A 22,782-nucleotide genomic window follows, 5' to 3' on the forward strand; every position below is an offset into this window, starting at 1 on the left:
TTTTTTTAGCTTTTATATAGAATTCAAACTTTGTATCTTTACAAAACTAATCTTTTCATCATTCAAAAATGAATTTCCAAGTATCCTCAGAGTATAGTCCAAAAGGTGATCAACCACAAGCAATCGAAAAACTTTCGCAAGGTGTCATCGATGGCGAAAAGTACCAGACATTATTAGGGGTTACCGGATCGGGAAAAACATTTACTGTTGCGAATGTTATTCAGGAAGTCCAAAGACCTACTTTGGTTTTGGCTCACAATAAAACTTTGGCAGCGCAATTATATTCTGAGTTCAAACAATTTTTCCCGAATAATGCGGTCGAATATTTTGTTTCGTACTACGATTATTACCAACCCGAAGCTTTTATGCCTGTGACAGGGGTTTTCATCGAAAAAGATTTATCCATTAACGAAGAGCTTGAAAAGATGCGTTTGAGCACCACTTCTTCCCTCCTTTCAGGACGTCGGGACGTTTTGGTTGTTGCTTCTGTTTCGTGTTTGTATGGTATTGGAAATCCAGTTGAATTTAAAAAAAATGTAATTGAAATAACCAGAGATCAGGTTATTTCGAGAACTAAATTACTTCATAGCCTGGTTCAAAGTTTGTACGCCAGAACCGAAGCCGATTTTAATCCGGGAACTTTCAGAATCAAAGGCGATACAGTCGAAGTATACCCAAGCTATGCCGATGATGCATTTAGAATTCACTTTTTTGGTGATGAAATCGAAGAAATAGAATCATTTGATGTGAAGACCTCACAAGTGATAGAAAAATTCAAAAGACTTACTATTTATCCCGCTAATATGTTTGTGACTTCTCCCGATGTACTGCAAGGTGCCATTTGGGAAATTCAGCAGGATTTAGTCAAACAAGTAGATTATTTTAAAGAAATAGGAAAACATCTCGAAGCAAAACGACTTGAGGAACGTACCAATTTCGACTTAGAAATGATTCGGGAATTAGGTTATTGCTCCGGAATCGAAAATTATTCAAGATACCTTGACGGAAGACAAGCCGGAACAAGACCGTTCTGTTTATTAGATTATTTCCCAAGTGATTATTTGATGATTGTAGATGAAAGTCACGTAACTGTTTCTCAGGTTCATGCCATGTACGGAGGTGATAGAAGCCGTAAAGAAAATCTGGTGGAATACGGTTTTCGTTTACCAGCCGCAATGGACAACAGACCCTTGAAATTTGAAGAGTTTGAAGCCATACAGAACCAGGTAATTTATGTATCTGCAACACCGGCAGATTACGAATTACAAAAAACAGACGGTGTTTATGTCGAACAAATTATTCGTCCAACGGGATTATTAGATCCAGTTATCGAAGTAAGACCCAGTTTGAATCAAATCGATGATCTGATCGAAGAAATTCAGGTTCGCTGCGAATTAGACGAAAGAGTTTTAGTAACCACGCTGACTAAAAGAATGGCCGAAGAACTCGCCAAATATTTAACTAAAGTAAACATTCGTTGTCGTTACATACATTCTGAGGTAGATACACTGGAGCGTATCGAAATTATGCAGGATTTACGAAAAGGTATTTTTGATGTTCTTATTGGAGTAAACTTACTTCGTGAAGGTCTTGATTTACCAGAGGTTTCGCTGGTTGCGATTTTAGATGCCGATAAAGAAGGTTTTCTTCGTAATCACAGATCGCTCACCCAAACTATTGGTCGTGCGGCAAGAAATCTGAACGGAAAAGCAATTTTGTATGCCGATAAAGTTACGGCAAGTATGCAGCGAACCATAGACGAAACAGAATATCGAAGAACCAAACAGATCAATTATAATACAGAACACGGCATTACACCACAGGCTTTAAACAAAAAAATTGACAGTGCTTTTACTAAAAATCCTTTGGTAGAATACGAATTGGGTCATACACTATCTGTTGCTGCAGAACCTGAAACGGCGTATTTATCAAAAGCTGAATTAGAAAAAATGATCCGCGAGAAACGTAAATCTATGGAAAAAGCAGCAAAAGAACTGGACTTTTTACAAGCGGCTAAGTTGCGTGACGATATCAAAAAACTACAGGAACAATTGGCTTAATTGTGTTGTTCCTGAAAAACTTTCAATAATACCGTAGGGTCAATTATAGCGTTTGGCGCGTTTTTCATTAAATCCAAAACACGTTTGGTTGCGTTGGGATTCAAACCCATTTCAATTGCGATTTGCTGTATGGCTTTGGCCTCTTTTTGGTGTAAAATACCATCGCAGTACATAATCAAGGCCAATCTGTAGAATTGCTGAATGCGCTGAAACTCAGATTTTATAATTTGAGTGGAATGTTCCTGATGAAATAAATCATGAAAAACAGCTAAATCAATACCTAATTCCTGAGCCACAAGCCACAAAAAATCATACTCTCTTTTGTGCAAATGCCCATCAACAGTAGAAAAAGCAATCATTTCTAAAAGTAAACTTCTCTTTTCTGTTTCGGTATTCATCAATTTATTATTTTTAGCTAAAATATTGTTTTTAAATCTAAAATGCAAAGAACTCATGATTAGAGGATTCTTCTTTTTTATAATGCTTTGGATAACCTCTCTGACAAGCGCACAAGAAAGTACCGCTTCAAAAAACGTATCTACTTTTACAATCGAAGCCCCTCAACTAAAAACCACTAAAAAAATCTGGATTTACCTCCCTAAGGATTATTCGGCTACAGCCAAAAAATACAGCGTGATTTATATGCACGATGCCCAAAATCTATTTGATGCAAAAACCTCTTTTTCCGGAGAATGGAATGTCGATGAAAAACTCGATAGCCTGAAAGCCCGGGTAATTGTAGTGGGAATCGAGCACGGAAATGAAAAACGCATCGACGAATTAACACCATTTAAAAACGAAAAATATGGCGGTGGAAATGCCGATAATTACCTAGATTTTATTGTAAAAACTTTAAAACCTCACATCGATGCAACCTACAGAACCAAACCAAAAGCCAAAAATACCATTATTATGGGAAGTTCACTTGGTGGATTGGTATCGTATTACGCGATTCTGAAATATCCGGAAACATTTGGCAAAGCAGGCATTTTTTCGCCATCTTTCTGGTTTTCGAATGACATTTATACTTTGACAGAACAAGCCACAAAAATCAAAACCAAAATCTATTTTTTATGCGGAGACAAGGAAAGCGATGATATGGTCAGGGACATGACCAAAATGGAACGGTTACTCGACACAAAACGCTGTTATTGCTTACATCTTACCAAATCTAAAATTGTAAAAGGCGGCGAGCATAACGAAAAGCTCTGGCGGGATGGTTTTGTAAAAGCAGTACTCTGGCTAGGATATTAAACAAAAACAATCAAACTCACAATGGAACTAATTTTAAGAGAATACAATCTAAAACTCAAACACACATTCACCATATCAAGAGAATCTATTGATTTTCAGCCCTCGTTAATTGTCGAACTCAGAAGCGATGGTTTTTCAGGTTTTGGAGAAGCAACTTCAAATCCGTATTATAAAACAACGGTTCCGATGATGATGCAGGATTTAGAAAAAATCAGAACTATTATCCAAACCACAGAAAATGAAACTCCTGATGTTTTTTGGGCAAAAATCTATCCGTATCTAAAAGGTGACATGTTTGCTTTGTGCGCCTTAGATTTAGCTTATAACGACTTGTACGCACGCAAAAAAGGTAAAAAATTATACGAATTATGGAATTATACTATCGAGAATAATCCCCTTACAGATTACACCATTGGAATTGCTTCGATAGAAAAAATGGTTTCGAAAATGCAGGAACTTCCCTGGCCTATTTATAAAATCAAACTGGGAACCAAAGAGGATATCGCTATTGTAAAAGAACTTCGAAAACATACCAATGCCATTTTTAGAATTGATGCCAATTGTGGCTGGAGTGTTGAGGAAACAATCAATAATGCCATTGAACTAAAAAAACTTGGCGTAGAATTTCTGGAACAACCCATGAAAGCTGATAATTGGGAAGCACATAAAGAAGTTTTCAAACATTCGGTATTACCCATAATTGCAGATGAAAGCTGTATCATAGAAGAAGATGTAGCCAAATGTTTCAACCATTTTCATGGCGTGAATGTAAAATTGGTAAAATGCGGTGGATTAACTCCGGGAAAACGCATGATTGAAGAAGCAAAAAAACTGGGCTTGAAAACCATGGTAGGATGCATGACCGAATCTACTGTTGGAATTTCGGCAATTGCGCATTTATTGCCTCAGTTGGATTATGTAGACATGGATGGCGCTTTGCTTTTGGCAGAAGATATTGCAATGGGCGTAACGATAAAAGAGGGTGTTATTCACTATTCTGAACTTAACGGAACCGGAGTTACCTTAATCTAAATAGTATGAATGTCAATCAATTTCCCGATAGAATTATCAAAATCGACAAGGAACATTATTTGTATTTTGGAGGAACGGCTTATTTGGGATTACCCACAAATAAGGAGTTTCAGGAATTGGTGATCAAAAACATTCGCAATTGGGGAACGACTTATGGAAGCTCAAGAAGTGCCAATATAAAATTAACAGCTTACAAGAATGGTGAGACTTTTTTAGCCCATCATATAAAAGCCGAAAGTGCCGTTACGGTTTCATCCGGAATGCTGGCAGGAAAACTCGTAATTGATGCATTGAAAAAACAAACAGATTCTTTTTTTCATTTTCCCAATACGCATCCTGCGATTCAGATCAAGGATAGTTTACCTGTTTTTATAAATGGAAATATAAATCCTCGTTTGTCAGATTCTCAATCAGAAAAAATTACGGTTCTAACCGATGGGGTTTCAGGGTTTCAGACTAAAGGGATTGATCTTTCTATTTTGGCTACTATTTCTGATCATAAAGAAATTACGCTTCTAATTGATGAATCGCATTCCCTTGGAATTTTAGGTCAAAATGGCTGCGGGATTTATTCTGAAATCGATCTTCCTATCAAACGAAAAATCATGATTTCGTCTTTAGGAAAAGCATTTGGATTAAATGGCGGTGTTATTGCAAGTGATGTCGCTTTCATTAATGAGATAAAAAATCTGGACATTTTTATTTCTGCTGCCGGAATGAATCCTGCTTTTGTTCAGACTTTGGCTGATGCTGAATTGCTTTACAAAATGCAGCATCAAAAATTATTAGAGAATCTGAATTATATTGATCGAAAGTTAATTAAAAATCAAAGTATCAAATTTGATAAAAACTATCCTCTGATTTATTTAGAAGATGATAATCTGATCGAAACATTAAAAGCCAATAAAATCATTATTGCCAATTTTAAATATCAGGAAAATACCAATAATCTCAATCGAATTGTAATAACAGCAAATCATCTTTATGAAGATTTAGATAAACTTGTAGGGATTTTAAATCAGTAAGATTCTAAAAATTAGCCACGAGTTGCACGAATTTCCATGAATTAAAATTTAATCGTATTACAATTATTGAAAATTCGTGCAATTCGTGGCAAAAAAGCTTCCCCAAACTCAATAAATTGTAATCAAATTAGTTTTAAAACGTACCTTTGTAAAAAATTAAACGATGACAAACAACGATATCCTAAAAAAACTTCGCGTGGCTTTGATGCTCCGTGACGACCAAATAGTTGAAATTTTAGAATTAGTAGATTTTAGAATTTCAAAATCAGAATTGGGAGCATTTTTTAGAGCCGAAGATCATGAAAATTACATGGAATGTGGTGATCAGGTTTTGCGCAATTTCTTAAATGGATTGGTAATTCATTTAAGAGGCACGAAAGAAAACCCAAAAAACCCAAATGACGTTTTAGCAAAACATAAAGCTGAAATTCCTAAAAAAGACAGCACTAAAGAAAGACCTGAATTTAAAGCCAGTGCAAAAGATGCCGAAAAAGGAAGAGGCGACAAAGCACCTTCTAAAACAGGACCTGCAGCTAAAAAACCTTTCAAGAAAAATAATACGAAAACTGCACCTAAAGTACAAGTTGTAGAAAAAGTAGTATACAAAAACGGAAAGAATAAGAAATAAGGTTTTAATCGCAATGAGCGCTAAGAATCACGCAAAGTTCGCAAAGTTTTATTGATAAAGCTTTGCGAACTTTGCGTTTATATACAATCTTATGATTAAAAATCCTTGCACTCTCTTTGTGGTTCAATGACCATTAAAACAAATTAGAATTATATTTTATTCTGATCAATTCGGTCAAAAAAAGCGTCTTTATACGTAGCCCCTATTGGCAATTCTTTGCTATTAATAAAAACAGAAAAACTATCTGTAGATTCTATTTGTTTTAAGGCAATTACATAGGATTTATGTATTTGGATAAAATCTTTTTCCGGCAATGACTCAATTACATTTTTCAAAGACGAATGCGTTATAATTTGTTGCTTCGAGCTATGAATACAAACATAATTCTGAAGACTCTCTACATATAAAATCTCCTCTAAAAATAATTTCTGAAATTTATTTTTACCATCCGTTTTCACAAAAATAAACTCAGATGAGTTATTGCTTACAACCTCAGTTTTTGGTTCAGCACTAAGTTTAGAAACGGCCTTATAAAAGCGTTCGAAAGCGATTGGCTTTAATAAATAATCAATCGCATTGAGCTCAAAACCTTCTAATGCAAAATCAGGATAAGCCGTTGTAAATATGACTTTTATATCCTTAGAAACAATCCTTGAAATCTGCAGACCTGTTAGTTGTGGCATTTGGATATCCAAAAAAATAACATCAACCGTTTGCGTATTTAAAAACTCTAATGCTTTTAACGCATCATTAAAAACCCCAACTTTTTCCAGAAAAGATACTTTTTCTATATAATTCTCCAGAATGCGGGTTGCTGGCGGTTCATCATCAACAATGATACATTTAAAGTTCATATCTTATTTTTTTAGTGGTATTTTTAAATAGGTTTTAAAGGTATTGTTTTCCGCTGTTTTTTCAAGTATAAATTGATCTTTATAGGTATATTCTAATCTTTTGGTGAGGTTTTCAAAACCAATTCCGGTCGACGAATAATTCTCTCCTCCTACATTATAATTAAAGGTTGAAAGCTCTAAGAAACCTTCTTTTATTTTGATCGAAATAATGGCTCTTTCGTCCTTATTATTGAGTTTGGCGTGTTTAAAAACATTTTCGATAAAATGAATTAAAGCCGATGAAAGGATTTTTTCGCTCGAATAATTTCCTTCAATTTCAAAATCCAAATAAAGCTGATCTTCAAATCGTTTTTGCTGCAAATGAATGTAATTTTGCAGAAACTGAATTTCTTTACAAAGCAAAACTTCCTCTTTTTCAGTCTCTGTAATCACGTAACGCAACAAATCTGATAATACTAAAATATCCGATGCCATTTTATCATCTTTCAAAATCAACTGACTATAGAAAGAATTTAGCGTATTGAATAAAAAATGCGGACTCACCTGGGATTTAAGCATTTGGAGTTGCGCTTTTTTATTCTCTAAGAGTAATTCCTGATTTTGTTTATACGCATTCTGAAATTGCCAAAACAAATAACTCAAAGAACTTAAAATTATAGCCGGTAATCCAAAGAAAAAATTATCCCGAATATAATATCCAATTTTACGTGTTTCCTCACCATAATTATGAATTCCGGTAAGTTTAAACACGACAACTTCCTGCAAAAAATAACGCGTTCCCGCAAAGATCAATAACGAAACAGTAATACTTAGCAAATACAGTAAAATTCTTTTTTTATTTAAAAACCAATCGCAAAATGTGTAGAAATTTAAAAGATAAACGATAAAAATAGACAGAACAAAACCAACATTAAAAAAGAAATACATACGGCTAAAAACAAAATCTATTTTTTGATTACTCACGGCAATATCCCACAGATAAAAGGTTAGAAATAATCCTAAGAAAAGAAGAATATGGTAATAAAAAGGGATTTTTAGCTTCATAATAATATCGTAATTAATTCAAAAATACAACTATGACTTTACATGAATATTATATTTATATAAAATGGCTCTTTTCTGTGATGAACGTTCAAAAACAATACACGAAATTTTTTGACAGCGAATTACCAATGTTTGTAATCCGGAATTTGGAGTTCATCAAAAACTAAAAATTCATCTCAAAAGCTCCTCTACATTTGTCATGAATTTAAAACAAATCATCATGAAAAAAATCGCTTTATTACTAATCATTACAATTGCATTGAACACTGTTGCTGCTCAATCAAAAAAGAAACAAATTTTATTATTGGGAACTTTCCATTTTGAAAATCCCGGACTTGACGTTGCCAAGGTAAATACCTTTAATGTAATGTCAGACAAGAGTCAGAAAGAACTGGAAAACATTACCAATAAAATTAAAAAGTTTGGACCGGATAAAATTTTCGTAGAATGGAATTATCAAAAACAAGACAAACTCGATAAATTCTACAACAGCAATACAGATACTTTACTGCATATAAAAGCAGACGAAATCGTACAAATTGCATTACGTTCAGCAAAAAAACTAGGTCATAAAAAGTTATATGGAATTGACTACAACAACACCGACTTTCCTTATGATAGTTTAGTAAAAGCAATGACCGCTGCTAATCAGTTTGATTTAATTAAAAAGAACGAAGAGGAAATGAAGCAGTATGAAATCGATCAAAATAAAAAGATTGCCAAGTATTCTTTGACAGAGTTGCTTTTGGATCTTAACACAAAAGCATCGAACAAAGATAATATTAGATGGTACCTTGAAACAGCTACTAAAGGCGGTAAAACAGAGGATTTTGTGGGAGCTTTTTTAGTATCTGAGTGGTACCGAAGAAACCTTTATATGTACGCTTTAATTCAGAAACTAACAGAAAGCAAAGACGATAAAATAATGGTTTTATTAGGTGCCGGACATACTGCTATGATCAGAGAATTTGTAGAACACAATCCTGAATTTGAAATTGTAGAATTGGCTACAGTTTTGAAGTAAAAGATAAGTTAATCACAAAATTTGCAAGGCTTTAGCAAAGGTCGCAAAGTTTTTTTAGCCACACATTAAAAGGATTTTAATGATAATAATTCGTGAATTCGTGGCGAAAATTTAACCACAGAGAATATTAAGATTTATACTTGCATGGTGGTTACACAGAGTTCACAAAGCTACACTTACTAAAGCTTTGTGAACTTTGTGTAAAACTTTGTAAACTCTGTGGTAAAAAAAAATTCTTTGCGGTTAAATTAGTATTACAAAAAAAATCCCTCCGATCATCGGAAGGATTTTCTATATAATTGATTTCTTATTTGATTAAGAAAGTGCAGCTTTAACTTGATCAGCAGCTTCTTGAAACTGAACAGCTGATAGAATTGGCATACCAGAATTATCAATTAATTCTTTTGCAATTTCAGCATTTGTTCCTTGCAAACGAACGATAATAGGCACATTGATAGCATCACCCATATTTTTGTAAGCATCAACAACTCCTTGCGCCACACGGTCACAACGAACGATTCCACCAAAAATATTAATTAAAATAGCTTTTACGTTAGGATCTTTTAAGATAATTCTAAAAGCAGTTTCAACACGTTTTGCATCAGCAGTTCCACCAACGTCTAAGAAGTTAGCAGGCTCAAAACCAGCGTATTTAATCAAATCCATAGTTGCCATTGCAAGACCTGCTCCGTTTACCATACATCCTACAGTACCGTCAAGATCTACATAGTTCAATCCTACTTCTTTCGCTTCAACTTCGATTGGATTCTCCTCACGGATATCTCTCATCTCAGCATATTTTGGTTGTCTGTATAAAGCATTATCATCGATATTTACTTTAGCATCAACAGCCATAATTTTATTATCTGAAGTTTTCAAAACCGGGTTGATTTCAAACATAGAAGCATCAGAACCAATGTAAGCATTGTATAATGAATCGATGAATTTCACCATTTCTTTGAAAGCGTTTCCAGAAAGACCTAGGTTAAAAGCAATTCTTCTTGCCTGAAAACCTTGTAATCCAACAGAAGGATCAACTTCTTCAGTAAAAATTAAATGAGGAGTATGCTCAGCAACTTCTTCAATATCCATTCCACCTTCAGTAGAATACATAATCATGTTACGACCAGTAGCTCTATTTAATAAAACAGAAACATAAAATTCAGAAGTTTCACTTTCACCAGGATAGTAAACATCTTCTGCAACTAATACTTTGTTTACTTTTTTACCTTCAGCAGAAGTTTGAGGTGTAATTAATTGCATTCCGATGATTTGTCCAGCAATTTCTTCAACTTGTTGCAAGTTTTTTGCTAACTTAACTCCACCACCTTTTCCACGACCACCTGCGTGAATTTGTGCTTTTATTACGTGCCATCCTGTACCAGTCTCGGCAGTTAATTGTTTTGCAGCAGCCACAGCTTCGACTGCATTGTTAGCCACAATTCCGCGTTGAATGCGTACTCCGTAACTCGCTAAAATTTCTTTTCCTTGATATTCGTGTATGTTCATAATATAGAATTTGTCTGGTTCTGAATTTATTTCAGAATAAAAGTGCGACAAAAGTAGCAAAATTCAACTGAATAGTAAAATCTTTTTCAATTAAAAAACGTGTGAGATATTTATAAAACGTTTATTCTTTTTCAATGCAAAGAAATAGTTAACTAAACAATTTGTTAATATTAACTGAAATCCACTAAAACGTTTGATATTTAACAAAAACATCACTGTATTTACTAGCCTTACGGCGATTTTTCTTAATATATTTTAAGAGCCGTTATCATTTTATCAATTCGCAATGGTTAATATAATATTATTATCAATTAAGAAGCGTTTTTCTAATATTACAATAAAAATGTAAGTCGAATTACAATTCCACTACATTATATTTAACGAAATCTTTATTTTTGTAGAAAAAATATCAAGAATGAAAGTTAAAGAACAAGGGCTTTATTTGCCTGAATTTGAACACGACAATTGTGGTGCAGGATTTATTTGTAATTTGAATGGTATTAAATCTAACGATATTATTCACAAAGCATTGGATATCTTAATAAAATTGGAACATCGTGGTGCCGTTAGTTCTGATGGAAGAACTGGAGACGGGGCTGGAATTTTATTCGATATCCCACATGATTTTTTTAAAAAAGTATGTGACTTTGAAATCCCTGAAACACGTGAGTATGCAGTAGGAATGGTTTTTTTACCAAAAAGCAAAAACCAGGTTTCTTTTTGTATCAACGCTTTCGAATCAACTATTAAGGATCAGAACTTAAAGATCCTGGGTTGGAGAGATGTACCTGTTGAAGTAGAAAATTTAGGGCAGATTGCCGCAGAAAAAGAACCAACAGTTAAACAGGTTTTTGTTAGCAAGAACGGTCAGGATTTAACTGAAAATGAATTTAATGCAAAACTTTTTGCAGCTAGAAAAATTGCTGAACATGCCGTAAGAGGATCAAAAACCTCTGAAAGCCATATGTTTTATTTCTCTAGTTTATCGACAACTACCATAATATATAAAGGTCTATTGATGCCCGAAGACATCAGCCGTTATTATGTTGACTTAAAAGATCCGGATTTAGTGACTCGTTTGGCGTTAGTGCACCAACGTTTCTCTACCAATACTTTCCCTTCATGGGAGTTAGCGCAGCCATTCAGATACATGTGTCATAATGGTGAGATCAATACATTACGTGGAAATGTAAGCCGTATGCGTGCTCGTGAAGAATTGATGGAAAGCAAAGTTTTTGGAAATGATATCAAAAAACTATTCCCAATTATCTTAGAAGGAAAATCAGATTCTGCTTCTATGGATATGGTGGTTGAACTTTTATTAATGACAGGTCGTTCATTGCCTGAGGCGATGATGATGGTGGTTCCTGAAGCCTGGGAAAAACACCAGACAATGTCTCCTGAGAAAAGAGCATTCTACGAATTCAACTCTTGCATTATGGAGCCTTGGGATGGTCCTGCTTCTATTCCTTTTACAGATGGTAACGTAATTGGTGCCTTACTAGACCGTAACGGTTTGCGTCCTTCTCGTTATACATTAACAAAAAGCGGTTTTGTAATCATGTCATCAGAAATTGGTGTATTGGATGTTGAGCCCGAAGATGTAGTACAACACGGTCGTTTAGAGCCAGGAAAAATGTTCTTGGTTGATATGAACGAAGGCCGTATTATTGAAGACGAAGAAATTAAAAAAGCAATTGTAACCAAACGTCCTTACCAGGAATGGATCGATGCCAACTTGTTACAATTATCTCAAATACCCTATACCAATAACCCTACTCCTGTTGAGAAACTTGATTTCCAGACAAGACAGCGTTTATTTGGTTATACTATCGAAGATTTAAAAACAATCATTAACCCAATGGGAGCTCAGGGCGCTGAAGCCATTAGTTCTATGGGTAACGATACACCATTGGCTGTATTATCAGAGCAGCCACAATTGTTGTACAACTATTTCAAACAATTATTTGCTCAGGTTACCAACCCGCCTTTGGATGGTATTCGTGAAGAGATCATTACCGATATTAGTTTAGCAATTGGTGGGGATTTTAATATTTTCGAAATTGAATCCAAACAATGTAAAAAATTAAAAATCCAGAATCCGGTTATCTCCAATGAGGATTTAGATAAAATCAGAAACATTGATCACGCAGATTTCAAATCGGCTACTATTTCTACTTTATACAAAATAGAAAAAGGGGTTAACGGTTTAGAAAGAGCGCTTGAAAAATGTGTTCAGGCCACTTTTAAAGCTGTTTCTGAAGGATGCAACATCATCATTTTATCAGACAGAGGAGTTAGCGAAGAATTGGCTCCAATACCAATGTTATTGGCTTGTTCTTACATTCACCATTCATTGAACATTTTACAGGTACGCTCTAAATTCGGAATCATCATCGAATCTGCAGAACCACGTGAACCGCATCATTTTGCTTTATTGTTCGGATACGGCGCAAGTGCAATCAATCCTTATATGGTAAATGAGATCATTCACGATCAGGTAAACCAGGGATTCATTACAGGAGTAAAAGCTGATTACGCAATTGTAAATTACAACAAAGCAATTGCAAAAGGTATCCTTAAAATCATGAACAAAATCGGTATCTCGACTTTACATTCGTACAGAGCTGCTCAGATTTTCGAGATTTTAGGTTTAAACAAAACCTTCACCAATAAGTATTTCCCATTCACCCCTTCAAGAATCGAAGGAATTGGTTTGATGGAAGTAGAAAAAGAAGTAAAAAAACGTTTCCAAAAAGCATTTCCAAACTCTAAGATTGCCAACTTGCTTTCTTTAGAAATTGGAGGTATTTACAGATGGAGACGTGGCGGAGAAAAACACATGTTTAATCCAACAACGATTTCAAAATTACAACAGGCCGTTCGTTTAAACAGTCCTGAAAGTTATAAAGAGTATTCTAATATGGTCAATGAGCAAAGCTCAAACTTAATGACGATTAGAGGTTTATTCGAATTCAACAATTTAGATCCTATTTCTATTGATGAAGTAGAACCATGGACCGAGATTGTAAAAAAATTCAAAACAGGTGCGATGTCTTACGGATCTATCAGTAGAGAAGCACACGAGAATTTAGCCATTGCAATGAATAGAATTGGCGGAAAAAGTAACTCTGGAGAAGGTGGGGAAGATCCTAAACGTTTCCAGAAAGAAATTAACGGAGATTCAAGAAATAGTGCAATTAAACAAGTAGCGTCAGGACGTTTTGGTGTTTCGATCAACTATTTGACAAATGCTAAAGAAATCCAGATCAAAATGGCTCAGGGTGCAAAACCGGGAGAAGGTGGTCAATTACCGGGAGAAAAAGTCGTGCCTTGGATTGCTGAGACAAGAAACTCCACTCCTTATGTAGGTTTGATTTCGCCTCCACCTCACCACGATATTTATTCTATCGAGGATTTATCTCAGTTGATTTACGATTTAAAAAATGCGAATCGCGAAGCGCGTATCAACGTAAAATTAGTTTCTGAAGTTGGAGTTGGAACCATCGCTGCCGGTGTTGCCAAAGCAAAAGCTGACGTGATCCTGATTTCAGGTTATGACGGAGGAACTGGTGCTGCTCCACTAACATCGTTACAACACACAGGTATTCCGTGGGAACTTGGATTAGCCGAAGCACAACAAACTTTGATCTTAAATGATTTAAGAAGCCGTGTAGTTTTAGAGTGCGACGGACAATTAAAAACGGGTCGTGATGTAGCTATCGCAGCTCTATTAGGAGCAGAAGAATTTGGTTTTGCTACTGCCCCACTTGTAGCTTCTGGCTGTATCATGATGAGAGCTTGTCATTTAAATACTTGCCCGGTTGGTATTGCAACTCAGGATCCTGAATTGAGAAAAAATTTCAAAGGAACTCCCGAGCACGTTATTAACTTCATGTATTTTATTGCAGAGGAATTAAGAGAAATCATGGCGCAATTAGGTTTCAGAACCTTAAAAGAAATGGTTGGTCAATCACAAAAATTAAATGTGAACAAAGCAATCAAACATTACAAAGCAAATGGTTTAGACTTATCATCAATTCTATACAAACCAGAAAAAGCTAAAACACAGCCCATTCACAATACAACTGAACAAGATCACGATTTAGACAATGTATTGGATTTTGCCATTATCAAAGAAGCAATTCCGTCTATTTATAGAAAAGAAAAAACAAGAGTTACCTTTAAAATTAAAAATACAGACCGTTCTGTAGGAGCCATTTTGAGTAATGAAATCTCAAAAATATATGGCGCACAAGGTTTACCTGATGACACTATTTTAGTTGATTTTGAAGGTTCTGCCGGACAAAGTTTTGGTGCTTTTGCCACAAACGGATTGTCGTTTAAAATTCACGGAAACTGTAATGATTATTTAGGAAAAGGTCTTTCTGGAGGAAAATTAATTGTAAAAGTACCTCCTACTGCCACTTTCAAACCTGAAGAGAACATCATTATTGGAAACGTTGCCCTTTACGGAGCTATTACCGGGGAGGCTTATATTAATGGAATAGCCGGTGAGCGTTTTTGTGTTAGAAATTCTGGAGCAACTGCCGTTGTTGAAGGAATTGGAGATCACGGATGCGAGTACATGACCGGTGGTACAGTGGTTGTTTTAGGGAAAACAGGAAGAAACTTTGCAGCTGGTATGAGCGGTGGTGTTGCTTATGTTTATGATCCAAATCAAAAATTCGACGCAACATTATGCAACATGGAAATGGTTGCTTTTGATCCAATCGAAGAAGAAGATGTAATCAAACTAAGACGATTGATCAAAAATCATTCATTGTACACCAGCAGTCCATTAGCAAAAAGAATTTTAGCAGACTGGGAAAATGAACAAAACAATTTCGTAAAAGTAATGCCAACTGATTACAAAAAAGCATTGCAGCGAATTGCAGAAGAGAAAAAAATAGAAGAATTAATTGCTTAATAAAAATCAATTTCAAAAATCAAAAATCAATTTCAATAAAAATGGCATTAACAATGTCATCCTGAGCGAAGTCTAAGGATTGGAATTTAAGAAATTGGAATTTTAATTAAAATGTCATGGGTAAAATAGGCGGATTTAAAGAATATAGCAGAGCCGACGAAAGTAATTTAGCAGTAGCAGAACGCGTTTCTAACTACAATGAATTTACCATTCCGTTAGCAAAAGATAAAATAAAAGAACAAGGTTCAAGATGTATGGATTGTGGTATTCCTTTTTGCCACAGTGCTTGTCCGTTAGGAAATTTAATTCCTGACTTCAACGACATGGTACATCAGGAAGAATGGCAAAGCGCCTTAGAGATTTTACAATCCACTAATAATTTTCCTGAATTTACAGGTCGCTTATGCCCTGCTCCATGTGAGAAGTCATGTGTACTGGGGATCATCAAAGAGCCTGTTGCCATCGAAAACATCGAGAAAAACATCATCGAAAGAGGTTTTACCGAAGGATGGATCAAACCACAAACACCAAAAACCAGAACAGGAAAAACCGTAGCCGTTATTGGTTCAGGTCCTGCAGGTTTAGCGGCAGCTCAACAATTAAACAGAGCCGGTCACACGGTAACTGTTTTTGAAAGGGACAACGCTATTGGAGGTTTATTACGTTACGGAATTCCTAATTTCAAATTAGAAAAAGGAATTATAGATAGACGTGTAGCTATCCTTGAAGCCGAAGGAATTACTTTTAAAACTAATGTAAATGTTGGTGTAAACTTTAGCGTTGAGGAACTAAACGCTTTTGATTCTATCGTTTTATGCGGTGGAGCAACCGAAAGAAGAAGTTTGCCAACTAAGGGAATCGAAAGCAAAGGCGTTGTTCAGGCAATGGATTTCCTGACTCAACAAACTAAAGTTTTATTTGGAGAATCAGTTCCGGACCAGGTTATGGCAACCGGAAAAGATGTAATTGTAATTGGTGGTGGAGATACAGGATCTGACTGTATTGGAACATCAAACCGACACGGAGCAAAATCGGTAACGAATTTTGAGATTTTACCAAAACCTCCGGTTGGACGAAGCGAGTCTACGCCTTGGCCTTTCTGGCCTTTGCAGCTGAAAACCTCTTCATCTCACGAAGAAGGTTGCGATAGAAACTGGTTAATCAATACTAAGGAATTCTTATCGAATGATAAAGGAGAATTAGTCGGATTGAAAACCGTTGAAGTACAATGGAAAATGACTCCGGGTCAGCGTCCTGAATTAATCGAAAAAGAAGGTTCTGAGAAAATCTGGCCTTGCGATCTGGCTTTATTGGCCTTAGGATTTACAGGTCCTGAAAAAACTCTAAGCGAGCAATTAGGTCTTGAATTAGACATGAGAAGCAACTATAAAGCAAAAAATTATCAAACAAATGTTCCTCATATTTTCACTGCAGGAGATATGCGAAGAGGACAATCATTAATCGTATGGGCTATTTCAGAAGGTCGCGAAGCAGCAAGAGAAGTAGATTTGTTCTTAATGGGCTCTACTAACTTGCCAACCAAAGGAAACGGAGACTTACCAAGTCTTTAAACCTTATAACACACAACTAACACGAGCCCCTGAATTAATTCAGGGGCTTTTTTTTGCCACAGATTTACAAAGATTTTTTCATCACGAATTTCACTAATTACAAACACTCATAAATAAATCATCAAAATAAAAATTCGCAAAAATTCGTGTAATTACTTCATGTGTTCGCTATCTCTCGGATCTTGGCAGAAAAAACTATAAAAATCTCTGCTAATCTTTTTTAATCTGTGACAAAACCTTACTAACTTAGATCCTTAGCAGCTTAGAGTCTTTTTGCTAGGCATGCATTGTAGTTTTATAAAAAATCATTTTAAGTCGATTTTTGTTTAAAAACAAACAATTTGTTATAATTTGTTATTTTTCTACAAATAATTTGCTGTTAGTCAAAAGTGTAATAACTTTGCTCAAAATAGTTTAAAAAATGCAAGCAAAAGATTTACTGCAGTTAGCAGACCAATTTGGAAGTCCATTATATGTTTATGATGCCGAAAAAATCCAATCACAGTACAATAGGTTAACTAAAGCTTTCTCTAAGGTAGAAAACTTAAGAGTTAATTACGCCATGAAGGCATTGTCAAACGTTGCGATTCTTCAGTTATTAAAGAACATGGGGTCTGGTTTAGATACTGTATCTATTCAGGAAGTTTTATTAGGACTTCATGCTGGCTATGATCCTGACAAAATTTTCTTTACACCAAACGGAGTTTCTCTTGAAGAAATCGAAGAAGTTGCCGCAATGGGTGTACAAATCAATATTGACAACTTATCTATTCTGGAGCAATTCGGAACAAAATATCCACAAATTCCGGTATGTATTCGTATCAATCCGCACGTAATGGCGGGAGGAAATGCTAATATTTCGGTAGGACATATCGATAGTAAATTCGGAATCTCTGTTCACCAAATTCCACATATCTTGCGAATTGTAGAGAATACAAAAATGAGCATCGTAGGAATTCACATGCACACAGGATCTGATATCCTTGATATCGAAGTATTCTTGTATGCTGCTGAAATTTTGTTTGATACCGCAAAACACTTCAAAGATCTTGAGTTTTTAGATTTCGGAAGCGGATTCAAAGTTCCTTACAAAAAAGACGATATCGAAACTGATATTGAAGAGTTAGGTAAAAAATTATCAAAAAGATTCAATGCATTCTGTACAGAATACGGTAGAGATTTAACCTTGATTTTTGAACCAGGAAAATTTTTGGTGAGCGAAGCAGGTTTCTTCTTAGCAAAAGTAAACGTAGTAAAACAGACAACCTCAACAGTTTTTGCCGGAATCGATAGTGGTTTCAACCACTTAATCCGTCCTATGTTTTATGGTTCACAACATTATATCGAAAACATCTCAAACCCAAAAGGAAAAGAGCGTTTTTACTCCGTTGTAGGATACATTTGCGAGACTGATACTTTTGCCAACAACCGCAGAATTTCAGAAATTACCGAAGGAGATATCTTAGCGTTCAGAAACGCCGGAGCTTATTGTTTTTCTATGGCATCGAACTATAATTCAAGATACAAACCAGCCGAAGTTTTATGGAAAGACGGTAAAGGAATCTTAATTCGTCAACACGAAACATTCGAAGATTTACTTAAAAATCAAATTCCGTTGCCACAAGAAGTTGCTGCGACAGTTTAAAAATAAAAAAAAAGAGAATATCTATTGAATCCCGTTTCTTAATTGAGGCGGGATTTTTTTTATTGTAGATTTCTGATTTCTGACTGGTAAACGTTTGTCAGGCTGAGCGAAGTCGAAGCTCACGCAAAGTAGCCATAACGTTTGTCATTCTGAGGAACTAAGAATCTCCGCAAGTAACTCCACAAAGATTGGAATTTGGACCCGAGCGTTAGCCAACAGGCAAAGCAATTTTATTTTTTGGGCGTCTCCCTCCGAGCCCGGCTTTCGGCTATATCTTTTGTTCCGTTTCACTTCACAAAAGGATACCGCCTCTATCCCTGAAGCAAAATCATTTACATTACAAACAAACTTATTTAATAAGAAATATTATATTTGAAATAAATCGCAATATTTTTATAACCTATGAACTCTTTTGAGATAATTTATGATTTTGCATCTATAGATGGATTCAAAAAATTTCAAGTATTGTTGATACCAGTTGGCATTTTTCTATTTCTAAAATTTATTTTATTCTTGATTGAAAACGATGAAGAAGAAAATTTATTTAAAGATCCCGAACACCAAAAATTGATTGTAAAAATATTCCAATGTTTATCGATATTCCTTTTTTTTCTATTCTCAATCCTATTTGGCTACGGATATTACAAAACAAATTATTTATACCATAATGCCAAATTTCAAACCGAAGGATTTGTAACTAATTTCCATCCAATGCCATCTGGTGGTCATGAAGATGAAAAATTCACTGTTAGCGGAGTAGAATTTGAGTTTTCAGATTTCGATATATCTGGATTTGGATACAATAATTCGAAGTCACATGGAGGAGCGATAGACGCAAATAAATATGTTAAAATAAGTTACATTAGAATAAAAAATTCAAATCAAATTTTAAAATTAGAAGTACGAAAATAAAAATGAAGTTAACAACGCTTTAATTAGCGAGTGAACTTTAGCATCTATAAATAAACTGTGAAAATCATAATAGGAATATTATTTTTTATTGGACTTTTTCTTTTAATTGTCAGCTATTTTATTAGTCCCTATACTGTCAACGATGGACAATATATAGTGATTGATGAAGATGCAGTCGCATTCTTAAAAATGCTGTATATTATCACTACTATTATATTCGGGTATCTATTTTTTGCATTTCTTAGAATATTTAAAAATAAAAGTTACTTGATTTTTTCCTTTATTTTTCTTGTTGTCAGTTTAATATTTCTAGTAAAATGTTTTTATAGTTTGATAGTTTTTTAGAATAAGCCTAGCTAACGCAAGCGTTTCGCTATCGACTATATCTAAAAGAAAAATAAAGCATACAAAAGCACAAATATTTTTTTATTTTGTGCTCTTTTATAAACTAAAAACTAACCTATGAAAAAACTAACCATTATTTTATTTCTGATTTTATTTTCCTTTACAAAAAAAGTAAATGCACAAAATGCTCAAGCAATCTTTCTGGAAAACCTCGAATCATTTGAAAGATTATCTAAAAACGAAAATGAATCGATAAGTTTAAACATCGTTTACGAAGCTCGAAAGTTTTTGATAGATATAACCGGCATTACTTATAAAATGGAAAAGCCATTTGATATGCCTGTATTTCCGCCAGATAAAACTATAAAAAAGTGGAGATCTTGGTTTGAAAAAAATAAAGATCTTTTATATTATGACAAAAAAGAGAAAGAAGTTAAAGTAAGAAAAAAATAAAAAAACTATTTTCGCTTAACAAACCAAACCCCAAAAAACCAATGAAAATTACGATTCCCCTATCGCTATTATTCCTCTTATTCACTACTACTACATTCAGCCAGACGCTTGCTGATTTAAAACTAAAACCAAAAGAAATTCCCAAAGGTTATACCTTAAATGATGGTAATATTTGTATTACACCTCAGGCTTGCACTTTTTACAATGATATCGAAACCTACAGCAACCTTGTTGGAACCTTAAAGAGTAAATCGATTCAAAGTTTTAAAAATAAAACAGATCGTGGATCTATCATGTACTTTGAATTTGAACACACCTTTAAAGGCGATCGATTTCTGCAAGGATTACTTTGGGGAAAAGAAGGTCAGCCAACTGATGAACGCCCGGAAGAGTATCTTGCAAAAGGAAAATTCCTGATCATTTGGAGTTTTCGTCCCGACAGCGCCATAAAAGAAAAATCGGAAGATAAAATAGAGGCGATTTTGCAATAAATAAGTGTATAACACTAATAATCAAAATTTAATGCAAGTAAAATTCATAACGTCAATTCTATTTAGTTTCTTTTCGCTTTCAATTTTCAGCATGAATATATCCAAATCATCAAGAGACACAATTCAAAATGAAGACAAATATTCATGCCAAAAAATAGACCTAAAAACGGAAAGAGTTGAAAAGAAACGAAAATTTGTTTTTTGGAAATTGCCTCATAAAAAGATAATCATTACTGATCGGGTAATTACTACAGATCGAAAATTAATAGTAAAGACGCGTTCCATTCATATTTGCTCTCTCGATGCTTGCGACACTAGAAAATTTCGACGTATAAAGATTATAAAAAACGAAATATGGATATTTCGATATAACACAGACTCAGAAAAAGCAATAATAAAACATTATGATTCTTACGGGAAATTTTTAAGTAAGGAAAATTGGGACGAAAAAAAAACTTTTGAAGATTATTAAAAAACCGTTTTTTAAATCTATCCTAATTACAGCTTCATTTTTAATTCGTAATTTCGCCAAAGCAAAATAAATTTCAAATGAAAGCACAAATCCGAATCCTAATTTATTCTATCCTATTTTTTCTATATCTTTCTACAACTTCATCATTGTTGTCTTTGGGAGAATTATTAAAAACAGATCCTTACATCACTTTAGGCTGTGGTTTTGCTGTTTTAAATATCATTTACACTTTCTTCGCTCTCAAGTGGACACCTTTACTAAATATAATTTGTTCTATCGTAATTGCAGCGGCATCGTTGTTTTTAGCTGTGCAATTTGCCAATTTGCATTTGTTAGCCAAATACGATCCTTACCTGGTTAAAACAGCAATATTTACAAATGCTATTTTATCTATATTACTTTGGGAAATTGTTTATCAGGTAAAAAGTAGAAAATCATAAAATACATTCTCTTTAATGAATGTTATCCTTTTACTTTTTTAATTGCTGTAAAAAACGGCAAGAACTAACCTGTATGTCAAGACTAAAAGCGGCTTCAAAATTTAAAACTTCCAATAGAATTCTTTACGTTTTTGGAATTGTTTTTTTTTGCTATTTAAGTCTTCTTTCATTTTCTAAATACAATGCCAAATATGCTAATACATTTGCGAATTTAATTCCCGGAATTTGCTTTATCCTTTTTGCATTATTCGTTTTTTACTATATCATTTCTTTACCCGGAATTTATGTCTATGCTGACAAAATAGAATTGCATCGTTATTTTGGTTTATTAAAACGAACTTTGTTTTTGAGCGAAATAGAAAGCTGGATTACCTTAGAAAAAGAAAGTAAATATGGTAATTATGAAGAATTGTATCTCACTTTGAACAATAAAGAAATAGTAAAATTAAGCAGTTATGATTATGCTAATTTCTATGAAGTACAAGCAGAAATAATTAGAAACAAACCTAAAAACAACGTATTAAAAGAGCAATTAAACAAAAAAGAAAATCTAAAATACGCTGTTGTTTTTTTCCTCATAGGCTGTCTCTTTATTTATATTGCTTGCCAATTTTACAAAGACACTAGTCTTACTACAAACGATATATATGTAATAAAAGAAAAATTAGCAGACGATATAAAACTAGAACGTAGTAAGAAATCTACCTCTCTGGTTTTTAGACTTGAAAACCTTAGTGATTTCAAATTCAAAATTGGAAGCCTGGCATTAAAAGAAACATATTATGAAGATTTAATGAGCGATTTTAAAAAAGGCGATCTCATTTATCTTACGATCGAAAAAGAGCAATATGAAAAGAAAATAAGTAAAAAGATTCCAATATCAGTTTTAGACGAATACTTTTATTATGAAAAAATTGATGTAGTTGAAGTCGAAAACAAGACTTTTAAATATTTATCCTTGTCTGACTATAATAAGACAAATCGACAAAATGATTACTGGGGAATTGGATTTTTTGGGATTTTTGGAGTAGCGCTAACCATTGCTGGAATTTGTATTTATTTGAAAAAATGATTCCCATATTTTCGAGCATCT

18 protein-coding genes are annotated in these 22,782 nt (G+C 34.2%); 14 read left to right on the plus strand and 4 right to left on the minus strand.

The features are described from left to right. Positions 1-68: 68 nt before the first annotated feature. Positions 69-2,060 carry an excinuclease ABC subunit UvrB gene (gene uvrB, locus GIY83_RS14125; RefSeq protein WP_208681947.1) on the plus strand — a complete coding sequence of 664 codons (1,992 nt, stop codon included), beginning with the start codon at positions 69-71 and terminating at the stop codon, positions 2,058-2,060. Here the strand turns inward: uvrB and GIY83_RS14130 are convergent. Further along, positions 2,057-2,458, minus strand: a complete 402-nt coding sequence (locus GIY83_RS14130) for an excinuclease ABC subunit B (protein ID WP_194616406.1) — start codon at positions 2,456-2,458, stop codon at positions 2,057-2,059. The genes uvrB and GIY83_RS14130 overlap by 4 nt on opposite strands. 55 nt (positions 2,459-2,513) lie before the next feature. On the opposite strand from GIY83_RS14130, the gene GIY83_RS14135 reads away from it, so the two are divergent. The 4 genes from GIY83_RS14135 (at position 2,514) to GIY83_RS14150 (ending at position 5,999) form a co-directional block, all read left to right on the plus strand. Continuing rightward, a complete protein-coding gene (locus tag GIY83_RS14135) occupies positions 2,514-3,314 on the plus strand; it encodes an alpha/beta hydrolase (RefSeq protein WP_208681949.1) in 801 nt (266 codons plus the stop codon). A 21-nt stretch (positions 3,315-3,335) separates the two neighbouring features. Continuing rightward, positions 3,336-4,346, plus strand: a complete 1,011-nt coding sequence (locus tag GIY83_RS14140) for a dipeptide epimerase (protein WP_208681951.1) — start codon at positions 3,336-3,338, stop codon at positions 4,344-4,346. A gap of 5 nt (positions 4,347-4,351) precedes the next feature. Beyond that, positions 4,352-5,371, plus strand: coding sequence for an aminotransferase class I/II-fold pyridoxal phosphate-dependent enzyme (locus GIY83_RS14145; protein ID WP_208681953.1), 1,020 nt, complete (start codon positions 4,352-4,354; stop codon positions 5,369-5,371). A gap of 163 nt (positions 5,372-5,534) precedes the next feature. Then, complete coding sequence (locus tag GIY83_RS14150) at positions 5,535-5,999, plus strand: DUF1456 family protein (RefSeq protein ID WP_194616402.1); 465 nt, start codon at positions 5,535-5,537, stop codon at positions 5,997-5,999. Positions 6,000-6,148: 149 nt separating this feature from the next. Here GIY83_RS14150 and GIY83_RS14155 read toward each other — a convergent pair whose 3' ends face one another. Together GIY83_RS14155 and GIY83_RS14160 are read right to left on the minus strand one after the other, a co-directional pair. Further along, on the minus strand, positions 6,149-6,853 hold the full coding sequence (locus GIY83_RS14155; protein WP_208681955.1) for a LytTR family DNA-binding domain-containing protein: 705 nt from the start codon (positions 6,851-6,853) through the stop codon (positions 6,149-6,151). Between the two features lie 3 nt (positions 6,854-6,856). Further along, positions 6,857-7,897: a sensor histidine kinase gene (locus tag GIY83_RS14160; protein ID WP_208681957.1), complete on the minus strand. Its 1,041-nt coding sequence runs from the start codon at positions 7,895-7,897 to the stop codon at positions 6,857-6,859. A 220-nt stretch (positions 7,898-8,117) separates the two neighbouring features. Here GIY83_RS14160 and GIY83_RS14165 point away from each other — a divergent pair, with 220 nt between their 5' ends. Then, the gene (locus tag GIY83_RS14165; RefSeq protein WP_208681959.1) at positions 8,118-8,921 is read left to right on the plus strand and encodes a DUF5694 domain-containing protein; all 804 of its coding nucleotides are present in this window, start codon (positions 8,118-8,120) and stop codon (positions 8,919-8,921) included. Positions 8,922-9,236: 315 nt separating this feature from the next. Here the strand turns inward: GIY83_RS14165 and sucC are convergent, their stop codons facing one another. After that, a complete protein-coding gene (gene sucC / locus GIY83_RS14170; RefSeq protein ID WP_035684436.1) occupies positions 9,237-10,430 on the minus strand; it encodes an ADP-forming succinate--CoA ligase subunit beta in 1,194 nt (397 codons plus the stop codon). A 415-nt stretch (positions 10,431-10,845) separates the two neighbouring features. On the opposite strand from sucC, the gene gltB reads away from it, so the two are divergent. The 8 genes from gltB to GIY83_RS14210 all read left to right on the plus strand — a co-directional run bounded on the left by gltB (position 10,846) and on the right by GIY83_RS14210 (position 22,761). Then, positions 10,846-15,360 carry a glutamate synthase large subunit gene (gene gltB / locus GIY83_RS14175; protein ID WP_194616398.1) on the plus strand — a complete coding sequence of 1,505 codons (4,515 nt, stop codon included), beginning with the start codon at positions 10,846-10,848 and terminating at the stop codon, positions 15,358-15,360. A 116-nt stretch (positions 15,361-15,476) separates the two neighbouring features. Further along, positions 15,477-16,931 carry a glutamate synthase subunit beta gene (locus GIY83_RS14180; protein WP_208681961.1) on the plus strand — a complete coding sequence of 485 codons (1,455 nt, stop codon included), beginning with the start codon at positions 15,477-15,479 and terminating at the stop codon, positions 16,929-16,931. A 421-nt stretch (positions 16,932-17,352) separates the two neighbouring features. After that, positions 17,353-18,576 (plus strand): diaminopimelate decarboxylase, encoded by a 1,224-nt coding sequence (lysA, locus tag GIY83_RS14185; protein ID WP_194616396.1) that lies wholly within the window; start codon positions 17,353-17,355, stop codon positions 18,574-18,576. A gap of 402 nt (positions 18,577-18,978) precedes the next feature. Beyond that, complete coding sequence (locus GIY83_RS14190; RefSeq protein ID WP_208681963.1) at positions 18,979-19,488, plus strand: hypothetical protein; 510 nt, start codon at positions 18,979-18,981, stop codon at positions 19,486-19,488. A gap of 462 nt (positions 19,489-19,950) precedes the next feature. After that, complete coding sequence (locus GIY83_RS14195; RefSeq protein WP_208681965.1) at positions 19,951-20,286, plus strand: hypothetical protein; 336 nt, start codon at positions 19,951-19,953, stop codon at positions 20,284-20,286. 41 nt (positions 20,287-20,327) lie between these two features. Further along, entirely contained in the window at positions 20,328-20,777 is a 450-nt protein-coding gene (locus GIY83_RS14200; protein ID WP_208681967.1) for a hypothetical protein, read from the plus strand. 549 nt (positions 20,778-21,326) lie between these two features. Next, complete coding sequence (locus GIY83_RS14205) at positions 21,327-21,689, plus strand: hypothetical protein (protein ID WP_208681969.1); 363 nt, start codon at positions 21,327-21,329, stop codon at positions 21,687-21,689. A gap of 73 nt (positions 21,690-21,762) precedes the next feature. After that, the gene (locus tag GIY83_RS14210) at positions 21,763-22,761 is read left to right on the plus strand and encodes a hypothetical protein (RefSeq protein ID WP_208681971.1); all 999 of its coding nucleotides are present in this window, start codon (positions 21,763-21,765) and stop codon (positions 22,759-22,761) included. The last annotated feature ends 21 nt before the right edge of the window (positions 22,762-22,782 follow it).

The organism is Flavobacterium sp. SLB02 (assembly GCF_009664855.1).
In the GTDB taxonomy this organism is placed as follows: domain Bacteria; phylum Bacteroidota; class Bacteroidia; order Flavobacteriales; family Flavobacteriaceae; genus Flavobacterium.

Coding starts and splice junctions, on each gene's coding strand:
- GIY83_RS14165 (WP_208681959.1), top strand. CDS start 8,118: ATGAAAAAAATCGCTTTATTACTAATCATTACAATTGCATTGAACACT.
- sucC (WP_035684436.1), bottom strand. CDS start 10,430: ATGAACATACACGAATATCAAGGAAAAGAAATTTTAGCGAGTTACGGA.
- uvrB (WP_208681947.1), top strand. CDS start 69: ATGAATTTCCAAGTATCCTCAGAGTATAGTCCAAAAGGTGATCAACCA.
- GIY83_RS14200 (WP_208681967.1), top strand. CDS start 20,328: ATGAAAATTACGATTCCCCTATCGCTATTATTCCTCTTATTCACTACT.
- GIY83_RS14180 (WP_208681961.1), top strand. CDS start 15,477: ATGGGTAAAATAGGCGGATTTAAAGAATATAGCAGAGCCGACGAAAGT.
- GIY83_RS14130 (WP_194616406.1), bottom strand. CDS start 2,458: ATGAATACCGAAACAGAAAAGAGAAGTTTACTTTTAGAAATGATTGCT.
- GIY83_RS14190 (WP_208681963.1), top strand. CDS start 18,979: ATGAACTCTTTTGAGATAATTTATGATTTTGCATCTATAGATGGATTC.
- GIY83_RS14135 (WP_208681949.1), top strand. CDS start 2,514: ATGATTAGAGGATTCTTCTTTTTTATAATGCTTTGGATAACCTCTCTG.
- GIY83_RS14210 (WP_208681971.1), top strand. CDS start 21,763: ATGTCAAGACTAAAAGCGGCTTCAAAATTTAAAACTTCCAATAGAATT.
- GIY83_RS14155 (WP_208681955.1), bottom strand. CDS start 6,853: ATGAACTTTAAATGTATCATTGTTGATGATGAACCGCCAGCAACCCGC.
- GIY83_RS14160 (WP_208681957.1), bottom strand. CDS start 7,897: ATGAAGCTAAAAATCCCTTTTTATTACCATATTCTTCTTTTCTTAGGA.
- GIY83_RS14205 (WP_208681969.1), top strand. CDS start 21,327: ATGAAAGCACAAATCCGAATCCTAATTTATTCTATCCTATTTTTTCTA.
- GIY83_RS14145 (WP_208681953.1), top strand. CDS start 4,352: ATGAATGTCAATCAATTTCCCGATAGAATTATCAAAATCGACAAGGAA.
- GIY83_RS14150 (WP_194616402.1), top strand. CDS start 5,535: ATGACAAACAACGATATCCTAAAAAAACTTCGCGTGGCTTTGATGCTC.
- GIY83_RS14140 (WP_208681951.1), top strand. CDS start 3,336: ATGGAACTAATTTTAAGAGAATACAATCTAAAACTCAAACACACATTC.
- gltB (WP_194616398.1), top strand. CDS start 10,846: ATGAAAGTTAAAGAACAAGGGCTTTATTTGCCTGAATTTGAACACGAC.
- lysA (WP_194616396.1), top strand. CDS start 17,353: ATGCAAGCAAAAGATTTACTGCAGTTAGCAGACCAATTTGGAAGTCCA.
- GIY83_RS14195 (WP_208681965.1), top strand. CDS start 19,951: ATGAAAAAACTAACCATTATTTTATTTCTGATTTTATTTTCCTTTACA.